Source organism: Bradyrhizobium sp. SRL28 (genome assembly GCF_018596315.1).
In the GTDB taxonomy this organism is placed as follows: Bacteria; Pseudomonadota; Alphaproteobacteria; order Rhizobiales; family Xanthobacteraceae; genus Bradyrhizobium.
Window position 1 is genome coordinate 71,833 of record NZ_JAHEAG010000017.1, and the last position, 15,029, is coordinate 86,861.

Here is a 15,029-nt window from a genome sequence, read left to right on the forward strand (position 1 = left end):
TGTTCGACTCTTAGCTAACGCCGGTTCAGCGCGAGCGAGACGGACGTGATGTTGGTGCCCTGAGGCTGGATGGACACCGTCTGGCGGCTGCCACGCGTCGTCAACGACAGGTTGGCCGAGAAGCTGTCGCCTCTTGCTGCGGCTTCGACGTGATCAGCGGCCGCACGTCCGGAAAGGGTGCCGGAAGCGTTGCGGCTCGCTTCGGTCCATGAACCCCTGATCGCGCCGCCGCGGTATTCAACCTCGCTTGCGAGATCGAATTTGTAGCTCGCGCTGGCACAGGTCAGATTGAGCCGAAGCTGCTCGCCGCTCCCGGCGACATCATACGTCGCGCGGCAACGCAATTGTTCCTGTTGTCCGTCGCTGGTGGTGACCACGCCGCCACCCGACCAGGTACCCGCCATGGCGATGAAGGGCGAGGCAGGTGCGGCCAGCGCCGTGCAGCCAGGCAGGCTTAGCGATGCGGCCAGCAACGCCATCCGCGCAAAATTGTGTCCAGACATCTTGATGGCCTCCATTTCGATATGGCCATCAACGCCAGAACCGCAAACGGGTTCATTGGTTTCACCGCCGCCTGACTTGTGGGGCGGGTTCCATCACGCCGCTGCTACCCCAGCTTGAGCAGCGCCTGCAAGAATTCGCTTACCGCTTTCTGCGCTTCCCTTGCGGTCGCCGGGTTGCCGCCGACATGCGGATTGAGCGCGATGCAGGCGTCCTTGTAGGTGAATGGCTCCTTCGTATCGTCGTTCATCAACACGCCGCCTTCGCCCTCCTTGAGGCGGCAATTCCGCGCCGACTGGGCATTGGTCGAAACGGCGACCGTGCTGAGGCCGAGCAGGCCGGCATCAAAGCCATGTGCGGAATCCGGATATTCCGTCAGCACCGCGTCGCGCTTGGCTTCCTGCAGGCGGCGAGATAGGCCTTGCAGGTTGCGACGGGGTTGTAGTCGTCGGGCGTGCCATGAAAGATCCGGATCGGACGCGCCACGGTCTCGGCGTCGGTGGCATAGCTGGTCGAGCAGTCCGGATAGAACGGAATGTAGGCGGCGAACTGCGCGCCGGACTTGTTCCATAGCTTGTGGAAGCGATCGAGGCTGGCGTAGAGCGCGGCCTGTCCGCCGCGTGAAAATCCCATCAGCACGATCCTTTCTGGATCGACGCGCGGATGTTTGCCGAGGATCTCCAGCGAGCGATAGATATCGACGATGAAATTGAGCCGGCCGAGCAGGGCCTGGTTGGGGCCGACCGCCGTCAGCCCGCGGCCGCTGAAGCCGTCGATGACGAAGGTCGAAATCCCCATCGCATTGAAGTGGCGCACCCACGGATCCATGCCGGCGCCGACGCCGCTCGATCCGTGCATCAGCACCACGACGGGGAGTTTCCCGCTTCCTTGCGCGATGCGGAATTCGCCGGCGACGGTGACCTGCTTGCCGTTGGCGTCGCCGGTGAGGAATTGCTGGTCGGAAATCGTCAGCGACGGGATCGCGTAGATTTCGGTCCGCGCCGCGACGTCCTTTGGCATCGATTGCGCTGATGTTTCGATGCAGGTGAACATTAGCCCCGTGCAGAAAACCACGGCCGCTGCCGCGACGCGCCAATCCGTCAGCATCAATCCCCCCAAGTGCTTTTTTGTTATCTGCAGAATTAGATCAAGCGGGCGGCGGACTGTCAATTTGCTGCGCCAGTCCCTCGATGCGTCCTGCCTTGCGAGAGCCCCGGAAACCAGGGGAGATGCGATGCGGTTCGGGAGGACATATGGCATCATTTCAAGGGTGCCAGGCGTCGCTTTGCTCCTGGTCCGACTGCTGTCGGGAAACGCTCGTGCAGCCGAGCCGAACCTTACGGCGCCGCGCGCGCCCTGATCGGCCAGATCAAGGCCTACGTCGCTGGCGATTGCCCGGCAGCGATGGCGCTCCGCCGCGGTCTACGGCTCTACTCGGTGCTCAAAAAACCTAACGATACGCTTTGGCGACCGCGGCTGAGTCCATGTACTCATGGAAGGCTACGATCTGACCGCCGCGGACGGTGAAGACGTGCGCGAAGTCGCCCTCGATGGTGCGCCCGTTCGCTTTGACCTGCCAGACGTAATGACCGAGCACGACGACCTTGTCGCCCTGTGCAATGAATTCGCGCTCCTCGAATGAACGCGCATCCTGTAGGCTTGCGAGGGTCGAAAAGAACTCGCCGACCGCACCGCGCCCCTGTCGCTTGCCGGCAAAAGGCACGTTCTCAATCTCTGGCAACTGCCACGTGACGTCGTCTGACACGGATTGCAACAGCGTTGGGATGTCACCGGCTTTGAAGGTGGCGTAAGCCTGCTCAACAAACTGTCGGTTCTCATGTTCGCTCATTTGCACCCTCCTAACGCATTTTGGGTGAAACGCTGTCATTTCATAACTGATATGCGAGCCTGTCAATGCGCGGGCGGCGCATTCTCGGATTCCGATTTGCAGGCATCCCGCCGTAGGAACTGGCAGTGTACGACCCGAGTCCGGAATGTGCACTAAAGCGGACGTCCGCCGACCAATCTAAATTTGTGAGTTCACGCCCTAATTCGAAGGCTTCCCGATCCGCCCAAGATGCGTGAAACCAAAGCCTGAGGAATATTTCAGCCCGTAGCCGAGTGCGCGGTCGAAGCCGATATGGGCCAGCCAGATCATGGCGATCGAGAGTACGAGTGGCTCGGCGGTGGCGAATCCGCCGGTCATCATCGCGACAGGCGCGAGATAGCTGTGCACGGCGTTGTAGACGAGGGCGCCGAAACGCGGTCCCGACAGGTAGGCCGCAAAGCTGAGATCGGGCACGAAGAACAGGATGGCATAGATCCACCAGTCGCCGTCCCAGATATAATAAAGCAGCGTCATACCGATAAAGAGCGCTAATCCCTCGAGCCGAAGCACCGTTCGCGGGCCCCCGGTAACGGCGCCCGACGTCTCGGCGCTTGCGGTATCGGTCATTCCATTCCCCTGATCAGGATGGGCATATAGGGCGTGCCGGATGGCGGTACCAGAGGCCGGAAGGGGTGTTTCCGGATCGGAAAATGCCGTGTTAGAAGGCCCTTAAATCGGCACCCAAAAGGCGGGCGGAAGCAGCATGAAGGATATCCTGGACACCCTCGAAGAACGGCGCGCCGGCGCCAAGCTCGGCGGCGGCGAAAAGCGCATCGAGGCGCAGCACGCCCGCGGAAAATTGACCGCGCGCGAGCGCATCGAGCTCTTGCTCGACAAGGGCTCGTTCGAGGAATTCGACATGTTCGTCGAGCACCGCTCGACCGAATTCGGCATGGAGAAGTCGAAAGTGCCGGGCGACGGTGTCGTCACCGGCTGGGGCACCGTCAACGGCCGCAAGACGTTTGTCTTCGCCAAGGATTTTACCGTGTTCGGCGGCTCGCTGTCCGAGACCCACGCGCTGAAGATCACCAAACTTCAGGACATGGCGATGAAGGCGAGGGCGCCGATCATCGGGCTCTATGACGCCGGCGGCGCGCGCATCCAGGAGGGCGTGGCGGCGCTCGCGGGCTATTCCTACGTGTTCCGCCGCAACGTCATTGCGTCCGGCGTGATCCCGCAGATCTCAGTCATCATGGGCCCCTGCGCCGGCGGCGACGTCTATTCGCCCGCCATGACCGACTTCATCTTCATGGTGAAGAACACCTCTTACATGTTCGTCACCGGCCCCGACGTGGTGAAGACCGTCACCAACGAAGTGGTCACGGCCGAAGAACTCGGCGGCGCCTCGGTGCACGCCACGCGCTCCTCGATCGCCGACGGCGCGTTCGAGAACGACGTCGAGACGCTGCTGCAGATGCGCCGGCTGATCGACTTCCTGCCGTCCAACAACACCGACGGCGTGCCGGAATGGCCGAGCTTTGACGACATCGAGCGCGTGGACATGTCGCTCGATACGCTGATCCCCGACAATCCGAACAAGCCCTATGACATGAAGGAGCTGATCGGCAAGGTCGTGGACGAGGGCGACTTCTTCGAAATCTCGGAAACGTTTGCAAGGAACATCGTCACCGGCTTCGGCCGCATCGCCGGCCGCACGGTGGGCTTCGTCGCCAACCAGCCGATGGTGCTCGCGGGCGTGCTCGACTCTGACGCCTCACGGAAAGCCGCGCGCTTTGTTCGTTTTTGTGATGCCTTCAACATCCCGATCGTGACCTTTGTGGACGTGCCGGGCTTCCTGCCGGGCACCGCCCAGGAGTATGGCGGCCTGATCAAGCACGGCGCGAAATTGCTGTTCGCCTATTCGCAATGCACCGTGCCGCTCGTCACCGTCATCACCCGAAAAGCATATGGCGGCGCCTTCGACGTGATGGCCTCCAAGGAAATCGGCGCCGACATGAACTACGCCTGGCCGACCGCGCAGATCGCCGTGATGGGCGCCAAGGGCGCGGTGGAAATCATCTTCCGCAGCGACATGAACGATCCCGAGGCGATCGCCAAGCGCACCAAGGAATACGAAGACCGCTTCCTGTCCCCCTTCATCGCCGCCGAGCGCGGCTACATCGACGACGTCATCATGCCGCATTCGACGCGGCGGCGAATCGCGCGGGCGCTGGCGATGCTCAGGGATAAGAAGGTCGAGATGCCGGCGAAGAAGCACGACAATTTACCGTTGTGAGGCCATAATTTGATGGCAGCCGACAAGGGTAGCGCCAAGAGTGTAACGCTGCGGCACTTGCGAGATTATCCTCACAGGACGATTGCGATCGTCTACGACTTTGACGGGACACTCTCTCCGCTTAGCATGCAAGAATATACCGTATTTCCCGAACTCGGCATTGATCCCAAGAGCTTCTGGACGGAAGTGAAGGCCGCGACGAAGGCGAATGAAGCTACCGAAGTTCTAACGTATATGCGTCTAATGGCCGAGCGCATCGCTCAAGGAAGTCTTCCCATTGATCGATCCAGATTGCGCGAGCTAGGCGCAAACGTCCCATACTTCGCTGGTGTGGAAACGTGGTTCGATCGCATCAATAAATTTGTTCAAGAACAGACGTCGGGTTACGTGAAGGTGCGCCACTATATTGTATCTGCAGGTCTAAAGGAGATACTTGAGGGTGTTTCGATAGCCAAACACTTTCATACGATATTCGCATCGCAGTATCATTATGATGCCTTTGGGCGTCCAACATTTGCCAATCGAGTTATCACCGATGTTTCGAAGACGCAGTATCTGTTTCGGATAAATAAAGGCGTCGAAGATCTTTCATTGGCCGTCAATGACCATATGCCCGAAGAAGTCCGTCCGATCCCTTTTCGCAATATGATCTATATTGGCGATGGCGATACTGACGTTCCGTCGATGACTGTAACGCGAAAGAATGGCGGTCATGCGTTCGCCGTCTTCTCACCCGGAGAAAAGACAGAAAAATGCGACGCTCTTTTTAAAGCAGGACGGGTCGACGCATATTTTGAGGCTGACTACTCGCCGAATACGCGGCTAGAGATTTTCTTCAAAGGTCTTCTGAAAAAGATATTCGCCGAGATCCGTTATGACTCGATGTTGCACTTATTTAAGGATCATCGGGCTGGTTCTTGAGGCTTTCCGCTTCAGTGCGTAGGGCGGCTTAGCGAAGCTAGCCCGCCATCTTCTTGTGATGCTGGAGCGACGGGTTACGGCTGCGCCTAATTAGGCGAAGCCGTAACCCACCGGCCGATCCGACCGCGCGTCAAGCCGTTGGTGGGTTACGCTACGCTAACCCACCCTACGAAGCTGGGCCTCACTCCACTGCAAACTCGGAGGGCTAGGCCGCCCTGTTTTGCTGCTTCATATATTCCGCCGCGCGTTTCTTGAGCTCAGCAGGCGAAACGTCCTCGACGTGGGTGCCGATGTGCCAGTGATTGCCGGCCGGGTCCGTCACTCCGCCGCTGCGGTCGCCATAAAACATATCCGCAGGCTCCATCACCGACGTGCCGCCAGCCTTCAGCGCCTTCTGGTAAACCGCATCCACATTGGGCACATAGACGTGCAGCATGGCCGAAGTGGCCTTTACGTGCTCGGAAGCATCGGAAATCATCACGACGGAATCGCCGATCTTGAGCTCCGCGTGCATGATCTTGCCGTTCGGCTGCATCATCGGCTCGAACACGAATTGTGCGCCGAATGCGTTCTTCATGAACTGGACGATCCTTTCCGCGCCGTCGACGACGAGATAAGGCGTGAGGGTGTGATGTCCGTCAGGAATGGGCTTTACCTTAGTTGCCATCATTGTCTCCTCTGGTTTGGATGACGCCTGCAGCAGAACGACCCAACATTCCCCCTTGTTCCGCTGGATTTTCACGCGGTTGTTTGTAGAAAGTGTGACAATCTCATTGCCGCAACGGTAGGTCCGCGGGCGCTCGCGCTGCGGGGTTCCGCGTTCCTTCACGGAACAACAGGAAGCGCGTTGCAATCATCAAAAGCTGAGCGGCTTTTTCGATCCACGATGACGGCTTCGAGCCCAGGACGGAGCTCAATCAGCCGGTCGGTGGCTTGCCGGTGTTAACCGCCAATTGAGCGTCGAAAGCCCGCTTGTAGGCGGGCCGCGCTTCGCCGCGAGCGACATAGTCGGCCAGGCTCGGATATCCGTCCAGGATGCCCGATGATTTCAACCTGAGCAGCACCGACACCATCATCAGGTCGCCCGCGCTGAACCCACCATCGAGCCAGTCGGCACTGCCAAGGCGAGCGGAAAGTTGCTTCAACCGGTGGCGGACGCGATCCTCGACCAGAGGCAGGCGCTCCTTACTCCAGGGCTTATCACCCTCCAAAATCCTGGCGGTTGCGAGTTCAAGGATCGGCGGCTCCACCGTGTTGAGCGCGGCAAACATCCATGTGATCGCGCGCGCCCGCGCATCGGCGTTGTCCGGCAGCAGGCCGGCATGGCGCTCGGCGATATGGAAGACGATCGACCCTGTCTCGAACAGCGCGAGATCGCCTTCCTCGTAGGTCGGAATCTGGCCGAAAGGATGAAGCGCCAGATGCGCGGGTTCCTTCATCGCACGAAACGAAACAAGCCGAACCTCGTAGGGCTGGCCGACTTCTTCAAGTGCCCAGCGAACGCGCGTGTCACGCGCCAGACCCTTGCCGCCATCGGGTGACCGCTCAAAGGCAGTAATGATGATGGTCATCGTGAGGCTCCTCCTTGGCGAAAATCATCGGCTGCGGGGCTGGCTAGCCATCAAGGCAAACTCACCGAGATGTGCTGATTCAAGCAAAGGACGTGCGAAGGACTCACGTTCCGACATCAGTGACATCTTTTTCGTCATCGCAGACAGACATCAGCATACCCTTGTATATCTCTTTCATCCCATCTCATGCCCCTTGCTTACGCTCGTACAATTTAGCGACCGCGACAGGTCGTTATACTCGCGGGCTAGTAATCGTCGTTCTCCAGCGGGCGCGAGGCGGGTTCCGAAATCTGTGACTGGGATCACTGCTCCGAGGCGTGAATCGCTGGATTGTCGCGATCAACACGCGTTTGCTGGACCGAAAGTTCTTCGAGGAACGCTCAAATGAACGTCTTCATTCAGAAGCTCAATGGTCTGTGGTACCTCATCGTTGGGTCGTGCCAGATCCGAACGCCGTTTCTGGAGACACAGGACCGGGAGCTGGTCGTGGCGTACGCTTGGCGAGCCTACCCTGGCGCCAGGATCTTCGAACGCGACTGATTTTTGCAGTTGCGCCGCACAGCTCGCACCTGGGCAGCGCGCAGGGTGGGCAAAGGAGCGTTAGCGACGTGCCCACCATCCATCGCCGACCGCGCTTCGAAATGGTGGGCACGCTTCTGCCTTCGCTCGTTGAGCTACGGCGGACAAGTCGCTTTGCCTACCCTACGAAGCTACGAAGCCGAGCCCTTACTTCGTCCCCAACAGCGGGACAAAATCATACTCGCCGACCCCTTGCAGAACCAGAAATGTGAGCGACGTCGTGCCGCCGTTAGTCACCAGATGCGGACGCGTGGGCCTGACGACATACACTTCGCCGGGCTTCAAATTCACTTCCTCTTTCGGATTTTGCAGGAACAGCCTCATGTGGCCTTCCAGAACGTAAAAAGTATCTGACACGTTGGTGTGGGTGTGCCACGGCACCTTCTGCTTTTCAGAGAGCTGCAACTCCGCAATGCGAAAGCCGGGGCGCTCGGCGTGGTAGGCACGACGCTCGACTTCGTAAAGGTGACTGGCGTCCTTGACTGGCTGCGGCTGGCTCATGACGGCCTCCCTCGGATCATCCGCCCCTCGCGTGGTGTGCGATGATAGCCTTCCTCCGCCATTCCCGAAACGGTCAGGGGTAGCGGGTAGCTTCGTAGGGTGGGCAAGGCGAAGCGTGCCCACCACCTATACGCGACCATTGTCTTGAATGGTGGGCACGCTGCGCTTTGCCCACCCTACGAGACTGCCGCCGCCCCCTTATCACTCCAGTTCGCTCTTCTTCCGCTGCTCGCCTTCGCGAAGGCGCTGCGCGATCGCCGTTCGTCTTGAGATCAGCGCAGCCTCATCCGCGAGGCGTTGCGCGAGATCGGAGTGGTACTGCTGCACGACGTCGAGCACGGCTTCCTTGGCAAGCCTTCGATGGTGCTCGGCAAGAAACCTGTGCAGGTCAGCGAGCTGTTCGTCATCCATGGTCATCGCGCCTCAGTCGCAATCCCCAAAATATACCGCAACCTGTTGATCCCGTGCCAACTTTCGACACGCTTAGTTACCTGCCTAGGTTCCTTTCGGGGGCGAAGTCGGACGGTCATCGCTGCCGCGGCGCGCCTATATCGGCGGCACACCCCCGTCCGTTAACCATCTGTTAACCATAGCGGCCTAGCCTGCGGTCATTGCCAGTCATCACTAGCGGATTTACCGCCGGTTCGTTCGGGGAGAACAGCCGATGTCCGTTGAGATTCTCACCTATAGCGCCCTCGGCGCCCGCCTGAACATTTCGCCCGTGGCCGCCCGTTCGCTTGCCAGGCGGCTCCGGTTGCCGCGTTCGCTGTCGGAGGATGGCAAGGCCCTGGTGACCGTTGATCTCGCTGAAATAAGGCATACGCCACATCCACCAAGCAGTCGCCAGGCAGCCGACGTCGCCCAGTGGACGACAATGGTCGCGGCATTGCACGTGGAGATCGCGCAGCTTGAAGCAAGCGCAGCCGGCCACCGCGCCGATTTCGAGCACGAACGCGCGCGCGCCGATCGCCTGATGGCCGAGCTGCTGCAGGCGACTGCCGAGGCCACGGCCGCCAGGGAGGCGGCTGCACGGCTTGAGGGGGAGGTGGCAGTCCTGCGGACCCGTGCCCTCACTGATAGCTCGATCGACAGGACGGAACGCCGGCTGGGGCAACTCGCCGCGACCCTGGTGGAATCAGACCGCAAGGCTGCGCGTGGGTAACTATCGCTGTCTTCTCATTCCGCCGCCTGGCGGAACAATCGTGGGGCCACAATGACTGACATCACCGGTATTCGCGAGCTGAGGGCGCGCATCGTCGTGTGTGGGGTCGGCGGTGCCGGCGGCAATGCCGTCAACAACATGATCGAGGCCGGGCTCGAAGGCGTCGAATTCATCGTCGCCAATACCGATGCACAGGCGCTCACCAGTTCGAAGGCCGGGCGCGTCATCCAGATGGGCATGCAGGTGACCGGCGGCCTTGGCGCCGGCGCGCAGCCCGACATCGGGCGCGCCGCAGCGGAAGAGGCCATCGAGGCAGTCCGCGATCAATTGGCCGGCGCACACATGGTGTTCATCACGGCGGGCATGGGCGGCGGCACCGGCACCGGCGCTGCGCCCGTTATCGCCAGGGCCGCGCGTGAGCTCGGCATTCTCACCATCGGTGTCGTCACCAAGCCATTCCAGTTCGAGGGCCAGCGCCGCATGCGCTATGCCGAAGCCGGCATCGCGGAGCTGCTGAAGGAGGTGGACACCCTGCTGATCATTCCGAACCAGAACCTGTTCCGGGTTGCCAGCGAGAAGACCACGTTCGCCGATGCCTTCGCCATGGCCGATCAGGTGCTGTATTCGGGCGTGGCCTGCATCAGCGACCTCATCGTCAAGGAAGGTCTGATCAATCTCGATTTTGCCGACGTCCTCTCAGTCATGCGCGAGAAGGGCAAGGCCATGATGGGCAGGGGCGAGGCTTCCGGCGACAAGCGCGTGCTCAACGCCGCGGTGGCTGCGATTTCCAACCCATTGATCGAGGATCCCTCGATCAAGCGCGCCAGTGGCCTGATCGTCTCCATCACCGGCGGCAGGGACCTGACGCTGTTCGAGGTCGACGAAGCTGCGACCCGCATCCGCGACGAGGCCGATCCGGACGCTAACATCATCGTCGGCGCCACCTTCGATGCTAGCCTCGATGGTGTCGTCCGCGTCTCGGTCGTGGCGACCGGCATCGATAATCTCGGCTCTGCGCGAGAAAGGCAGCCGGCGGAAAGCTCGCTGACAGACCTCGCCGGCCGGCTGAGCAACGACCGGCGCCGCGTCGCCGACCGCCATGTACCACCGCCGCAATATGCGAGCCCGCCGTCGCTCATTCCGGCGGCTCGCCACCCCGAAGCGCGACCGGCAAGGCCGATCGCGGAGCATGCGCGGCCGACGGCTCCGCAGCGCCTCGATCCGTTCGGCCGCGCCGCTCCCGTACGCAACCCGGTCGAGGAAAAGGTTCTCGATATCCCGGTCTTCCTGAACCGCAAGGCCAACTGAGCCGTCGTTAGAGCCAGGACGACTCGTTTCCAGGCGCCGCGGGGTCTTCTCCCAGGCGACGCCGGAAGGGCTATTGCCCAAAATCAGCCCTATACTTTCCACCCTCCAGCCTTGTTTTGGTCAAGACGGCGGTAGGGAGTGTCTACAATCCGACGATCGCCCGTTCAGTTGACGGCAAAACTGGCAGGAGGCGCCTATGGATTCCTCGGTGGACACCAAGCAGACGACCGATGCACGCGATGGTAGTTCGGGACTGTCTACGCAAGAGATCGAGCTGGTCGCGCGTGCCGATGAACGGCTCGCACATGCTTATGAACAGATCGCCCGCGCGGATGAACAGCTCGCGCGTCTCAATGAACAGGTTTTCAAGCTGGATCGCGATGCCGCGCGCCGTTCTTCGGGCGCGAGGAAGGCCGTGAAACCGCTTCACCGGCCATCGCGCGGCAGGCCCGCGCTACGCGGCTTGATCGGCCTGCTGTTGGCAGTGGGCATCGGTACCGCTGCTTTCGCCTGGCAGTCCTATGGCGAGACGGTCAGGCCGATGATCTCCCGGTGGGCACCGCAACTGGCTTCGTCGTTGCCGTCGGAAACACCGAAGCTCGCCGCCCAGCAGAGCGCGCCTGCCGTTCAGGTGGCTGCAGCGGATGCTGCACTTTCGCAATTATCACCTCCGGCTCAGACCGTGCCGCAGGAGGCGGCAGCCGCCCCGATCCCACCCGAGGTAACACAGTCGCTCGAAACGATGGCGCGTGATCTCGCAAACGCGCAGCAGGAGATCGCGCAGCTCAAGGCCAGCCAGGATGAATTGGCCCGCGAAAATGCGGGGATCGCCGAGCAGCTCAAGGCGAGCCAGGAGCAAATGGCGCGCATGATCTCCAGCGCCTCCGAGCAGAACCTGCGGCCGAGGACAGCAGTGACCCCACTACCGCCGACACGTAAGCCCCCGTCGGCGCGTGCGCCGGCGGAAGCCAGAGCGCAAGCGCGGGCGGCGCCAGTGCAGTTACAGCCCAGGCAGTAGCTTTTCATCGACGCCGCCACCTGCCGCGAAGGCGGTGTTCGCGCTCTCTTGCCGGGAGAGGGTTTCCGGCACAAACTGGCGGCTGGAAGTCGGGCACAGCATGTCCGCCCTGCCCAAGCTGTGTGAACAGGTGCGATAGCAACGTTCACTTCCCTCCGAGATAGCGGACGGTGCTTTCGATTTTTATAGCCGAGCGCATGGTCATGAAGATCTTGCTGCCACTCGTGCTGTCGATGGTTACCTTCGCGCGGGAGGCGACCGCCCAGGACGCTCAATGCGCCAGCGAGCGCGCCGCCATGGTCGAAACCATCAGGGCCTACGCCCGTTCCGACGCGAGTGGTGTGGGACAGCAGGGCTTCTCGGAGAGAGTTCTTGAGGCCATGGGGCGAACGAAACGCCATCTGTTCATCCCTGAGCGGTCCTGCTCCATCGCATACGCGGACAGGCCGGTTTCGATCGGCCACGGCCAGACCATATCGCAGCCGTTCATCGTGGCCTTGATGACCCAGCTGGCCGAGGTCGCGCCCGATCATGTCGTGCTCGAAATCGGCACGGGTTCGGGCTATCAGGCCGCCATTTTGGCGCAGCTGGCGCGGAAGGTCTGCACCATCGAGTTTATCCCGGCATTGGCCGAGACTGCCGCGAAAGCACTCAGAGAGCTCGCGTATGACAATGTGAGCGTCAGGCTGGGCGACGGCTTTGTCGGCTGGCCCGAATGCGGTCCTTTTGACGCCATCGTCGTGACCGCCGCACTCGGGCAGATACCGCCGCCGCTGATTGAGCAGCTCAAAGTGGGTGGCCGGCTCGTCATGCCGGTGGGGGCCGCCTACACCACGCAGCACCTCACGGTCGTGGAAAAAACCGCCCCCGACAAGACGACGACGCGCGCCGTCGCTCTCGTGCGCTTTGTGCCCTTCACGCGTTCGCAAAATTAAGAGCCAGGCTGGTTCTTGAAGAAGGCATCGGCCCGGTTACATTAACGATGCCTGAAATCGAATGGTGACTGGGAGAACGACACGATGGCGGCGGCGCCGGAAGTCAAATCCGCGGGCGCGAGCATTCGGGAAAGCGCAATCAGCACCATTGTGCTCGGCTTTGCGGCCGACCCGATGGCGCGTTGGGCTTGGCCCGAATCGTCCCAGTACCTGAGAATAATGCCGCAGTTCGTCAATGCTATCGGCGGCCGGGCTTTCGAGCATCGCACAGCCTACATCACTGAAGGGGCTCGCGCCGCCGCCCTTTGGCTGCCGCCAGGCGTCGAGCCGGACGAAGCAGAAATGGGCGCCGTCATGGAGCAGTCCCTGCGTCCGGAGATCGCCGCGGACATTGGCGCCGTCATGAAAGGCATGGCCGAACATCATCCCCGTGAGCCGCATTGGTATCTACCCCTTGTTGCCGCCGATCCGAACTGGATCGGGCAAGGGCTCGGCACGTTGCTGATGAAACACGCTCTTCGACGATGCGACGAGGAGGGCGTCGCGGCTTACCTCGAAAGCTCGAATCCGCGTAACATTTCCTTCTATGAACGCCACGGCTTCAAGATTACCGGCAAGATACAAAGCGGCTCTTCTCCCGTGCTGACGCCGATGCTGCGGCCGGCGTCCCGAGTGCTCTAACGAGCTACAGCGAACAGGTCGCCCCGGATGTGCAATCGCTCGTCGAGATATTCTCTTGCGCGGAAAAATCGAGTTGCAAATACTGTCATTGCACGCCTGCGAGGCATGTCTGGAAAGCCCGTATTGTTGCGTGCGCCAATCTGTCCCGGCATTCACACTGGCGGAAGGCGGTTGATGCGCTACGCTCCCTGAAAAATTCAGGGAGAGAATCATGTCAATAAAAATCAATCGCCGTCACTTCATCGCTGCCGGCACGGCAGCCGCCGCGACGCCTTTCCTTTCGCGCGGGGCCTCGGCGCAAGCCGCGTGGCCGTCGCGGAATATTCGTATGGTCTGCAGCTACCCGGCGGGCGGCCAGACCGACCTGCTCGCGCGCGCCTTCGGCGACTACATCTCCAAGCAGGTGGGGCAGAACGTCGTCATCGAAAACAAGGCGGGCGCCTCCGGTTCGATTGGGGCCGCGGAAGTCGCGCGCGCGGCGCCGGACGGCCACACCATCCTGTGCTCCATCTCAACCACTTACGTGATGAACCGGGTCATGATGAAGAACCCCGGCTACGACATGGACAGGGACTTGACGCTCGTCAGCATCATCCCCGGCGCCGGGCTGCCACTGGTCGCGAGCCTGGCGTCCGGCGTCAAAACGCTGGACGATTTCGTCGCCTTCGCGCGCAAGAAGGGCCAGGTGAATTTCGGCACCTATAGCGCGGGTTCGGCCCCGCACATGACGATCAACGAACTCAACAAGCAGTATGGACTCAAGATCGAACCGATCCACTACCGTGGCGAAGCGCCGATGTGGACGGGGCTGATGGACGGCACGCTCGACGTTGCGATGGGCAGCTACACAGCGGCGCAACCTGTCCTGCAAGGCAACCACGGCGTGGTGTTCGCAGTGCACTCGAGGAAGGTTGCCGCGATCCCGGACGTCAAGACATTGCCCGAGCAAGGCGCGACATCGAAGTTCTTCACCCTGAGCGGCTTCACCGGCTGGGCCGTGCCGAAGGCAACGCCGCAGCCGGTCGTCGACCGGCTGGCGGAACTGTGCGTGGCGGCCAATGGCGATCCGAAGGTGAAGGAAGTTCTCTCTACCTTCGTGCTCGATCCGGCGATCGGCTTCAAGGAGAGCAATGCCTTGTACCAGCGCGAATTGCCAACCTGGATCGAGACCGGGCAGGCGCTCGGCCTCGAGCCTGCCTAGCGCGAAAGGCGGATCAGCGTGTAGGATGGGGTAGCCAACGGGTCGCGCGAATGCGCGCCCGATGATAGGCTCCGCGTAACCCGCCGGCCGCACCGACCACGTGTCGAGACCTCGGTGGGTTACGCTTACGCTAACCCACCCTACGAAACGACACGTGGTGCTCGATCTTGAATATGATGGCTGAGGACGACCCGACCGACGAGATTTCACTCATCGAGGAACGGCTCGAGGAGCTTGCGGGAGTCTCGGAGCGATGCCGGAAGATCATTCTGGTTTCCAAGGCGGTCATCGCCGGCGGCGTCGTATTGCTGCTCGTGATGATGCTCGGCTTGTTCGGAACCAATCAGGCCGCCGCCCTCGGGTCGATAGCCGCGGTGCTGGGCGGCATCGTGTCGCTCGGATCGAATGTCAGTACGTTGCGACAGACGACGGACGCCATCAGCGCCGCCGAGGCGCTCCGTTCGGATCTGATCAGCAGGATCGATCTCCGGGTGGTTGGTGATAGCCCCATGAAACTGAGTTGATGT

General features: G+C 61.3%; 17 protein-coding genes and 1 pseudogene. 10 read left to right on the forward strand and 8 right to left on the reverse strand.

The window, feature by feature from the left end:
• Nucleotides 1-14: 14 nt before the first annotated feature.
• The 4 genes and pseudogenes from KIP88_RS27305 to KIP88_RS27320 form a co-directional block, all read right to left on the reverse strand.
• Nucleotides 15-503 (reverse strand): hypothetical protein, encoded by a 489-nt coding sequence (locus tag KIP88_RS27305; RefSeq protein ID WP_214491163.1) that lies wholly within the window; start codon nt 501-503, stop codon nt 15-17.
• Nucleotides 504-607: 104 nt separating this feature from the next.
• A pseudogene (locus tag KIP88_RS27310) lies at nt 608-1,608 on the reverse strand (dienelactone hydrolase family protein).
• A gap of 343 nt (nt 1,609-1,951) precedes the next feature.
• On the reverse strand, nt 1,952-2,350 hold the full coding sequence (locus KIP88_RS27315) for a nuclear transport factor 2 family protein (protein WP_214491164.1): 399 nt from the start codon (nt 2,348-2,350) through the stop codon (nt 1,952-1,954).
• A gap of 198 nt (nt 2,351-2,548) precedes the next feature.
• Nucleotides 2,549-2,956 (reverse strand): DUF4260 domain-containing protein, encoded by a 408-nt coding sequence (locus KIP88_RS27320; protein ID WP_214491165.1) that lies wholly within the window; start codon nt 2,954-2,956, stop codon nt 2,549-2,551.
• Between the two features lie 136 nt (nt 2,957-3,092).
• Between KIP88_RS27320 and KIP88_RS27325 the strand changes: the two genes are divergently transcribed.
• Both KIP88_RS27325 and KIP88_RS27330 read left to right on the forward strand, forming a co-directional pair.
• Nucleotides 3,093-4,625 carry an acyl-CoA carboxylase subunit beta gene (locus KIP88_RS27325; RefSeq protein WP_214491166.1) on the forward strand — a complete coding sequence of 511 codons (1,533 nt, stop codon included), beginning with the start codon at nt 3,093-3,095 and terminating at the stop codon, nt 4,623-4,625.
• A gap of 12 nt (nt 4,626-4,637) precedes the next feature.
• The gene (locus tag KIP88_RS27330; protein ID WP_214491167.1) at nt 4,638-5,546 is read left to right on the forward strand and encodes an HAD family hydrolase; all 909 of its coding nucleotides are present in this window, start codon (nt 4,638-4,640) and stop codon (nt 5,544-5,546) included.
• A 205-nt stretch (nt 5,547-5,751) separates the two neighbouring features.
• Here the strand turns inward: KIP88_RS27330 and KIP88_RS27335 are convergent, their stop codons facing one another.
• Together KIP88_RS27335 and KIP88_RS27340 are read right to left on the reverse strand one after the other, a co-directional pair.
• Nucleotides 5,752-6,375: a VOC family protein gene (locus KIP88_RS27335; protein WP_308163650.1), complete on the reverse strand. Its 624-nt coding sequence runs from the start codon at nt 6,373-6,375 to the stop codon at nt 5,752-5,754.
• An 88-nt stretch (nt 6,376-6,463) separates the two neighbouring features.
• Nucleotides 6,464-7,117, reverse strand: coding sequence for a glutathione S-transferase family protein (locus tag KIP88_RS27340; RefSeq protein ID WP_214491168.1), 654 nt, complete (start codon nt 7,115-7,117; stop codon nt 6,464-6,466).
• 384 nt (nt 7,118-7,501) lie between these two features.
• Between KIP88_RS27340 and KIP88_RS27345 the strand changes: the two genes are divergently transcribed.
• Nucleotides 7,502-7,657 (forward strand): hypothetical protein, encoded by a 156-nt coding sequence (locus tag KIP88_RS27345; RefSeq protein ID WP_214491169.1) that lies wholly within the window; start codon nt 7,502-7,504, stop codon nt 7,655-7,657.
• A 186-nt stretch (nt 7,658-7,843) separates the two neighbouring features.
• On the opposite strand, the gene KIP88_RS27350 is transcribed toward KIP88_RS27345, so the two are convergent.
• Nucleotides 7,844-8,197 carry a cupin domain-containing protein gene (locus tag KIP88_RS27350; protein ID WP_214491170.1) on the reverse strand — a complete coding sequence of 118 codons (354 nt, stop codon included), beginning with the start codon at nt 8,195-8,197 and terminating at the stop codon, nt 7,844-7,846.
• A 201-nt stretch (nt 8,198-8,398) separates the two neighbouring features.
• The gene (locus tag KIP88_RS27355) at nt 8,399-8,608 is read right to left on the reverse strand and encodes a hypothetical protein (RefSeq protein ID WP_214491171.1); all 210 of its coding nucleotides are present in this window, start codon (nt 8,606-8,608) and stop codon (nt 8,399-8,401) included.
• A 253-nt stretch (nt 8,609-8,861) separates the two neighbouring features.
• Between KIP88_RS27355 and KIP88_RS27360 the strand changes: the two genes are divergently transcribed.
• The 7 genes from KIP88_RS27360 (at nt 8,862) to KIP88_RS27390 (ending at nt 15,026) form a co-directional block, all read left to right on the forward strand.
• Nucleotides 8,862-9,359, forward strand: a complete 498-nt coding sequence (locus tag KIP88_RS27360; protein WP_214491172.1) for a hypothetical protein — start codon at nt 8,862-8,864, stop codon at nt 9,357-9,359.
• Nucleotides 9,360-9,410: 51 nt separating this feature from the next.
• On the forward strand, nt 9,411-10,667 hold the full coding sequence (gene ftsZ / locus KIP88_RS27365) for a cell division protein FtsZ (RefSeq protein WP_214491173.1): 1,257 nt from the start codon (nt 9,411-9,413) through the stop codon (nt 10,665-10,667).
• 196 nt (nt 10,668-10,863) lie between these two features.
• The gene (locus tag KIP88_RS27370; RefSeq protein WP_214491174.1) at nt 10,864-11,685 is read left to right on the forward strand and encodes a hypothetical protein; all 822 of its coding nucleotides are present in this window, start codon (nt 10,864-10,866) and stop codon (nt 11,683-11,685) included.
• Between the two features lie 203 nt (nt 11,686-11,888).
• On the forward strand, nt 11,889-12,620 hold the full coding sequence (locus KIP88_RS27375; RefSeq protein ID WP_214491175.1) for a protein-L-isoaspartate(D-aspartate) O-methyltransferase: 732 nt from the start codon (nt 11,889-11,891) through the stop codon (nt 12,618-12,620).
• Between the two features lie 84 nt (nt 12,621-12,704).
• Nucleotides 12,705-13,301, forward strand: coding sequence for an N-acetyltransferase (locus KIP88_RS27380; RefSeq protein WP_214491176.1), 597 nt, complete (start codon nt 12,705-12,707; stop codon nt 13,299-13,301).
• Nucleotides 13,302-13,512: 211 nt separating this feature from the next.
• Nucleotides 13,513-14,502: a tripartite tricarboxylate transporter substrate binding protein gene (locus KIP88_RS27385; RefSeq protein WP_214491177.1), complete on the forward strand. Its 990-nt coding sequence runs from the start codon at nt 13,513-13,515 to the stop codon at nt 14,500-14,502.
• A 176-nt stretch (nt 14,503-14,678) separates the two neighbouring features.
• Nucleotides 14,679-15,026, forward strand: a complete 348-nt coding sequence (locus KIP88_RS27390; protein ID WP_214491178.1) for a hypothetical protein — start codon at nt 14,679-14,681, stop codon at nt 15,024-15,026.
• The last annotated feature ends 3 nt before the right edge of the window (nt 15,027-15,029 follow it).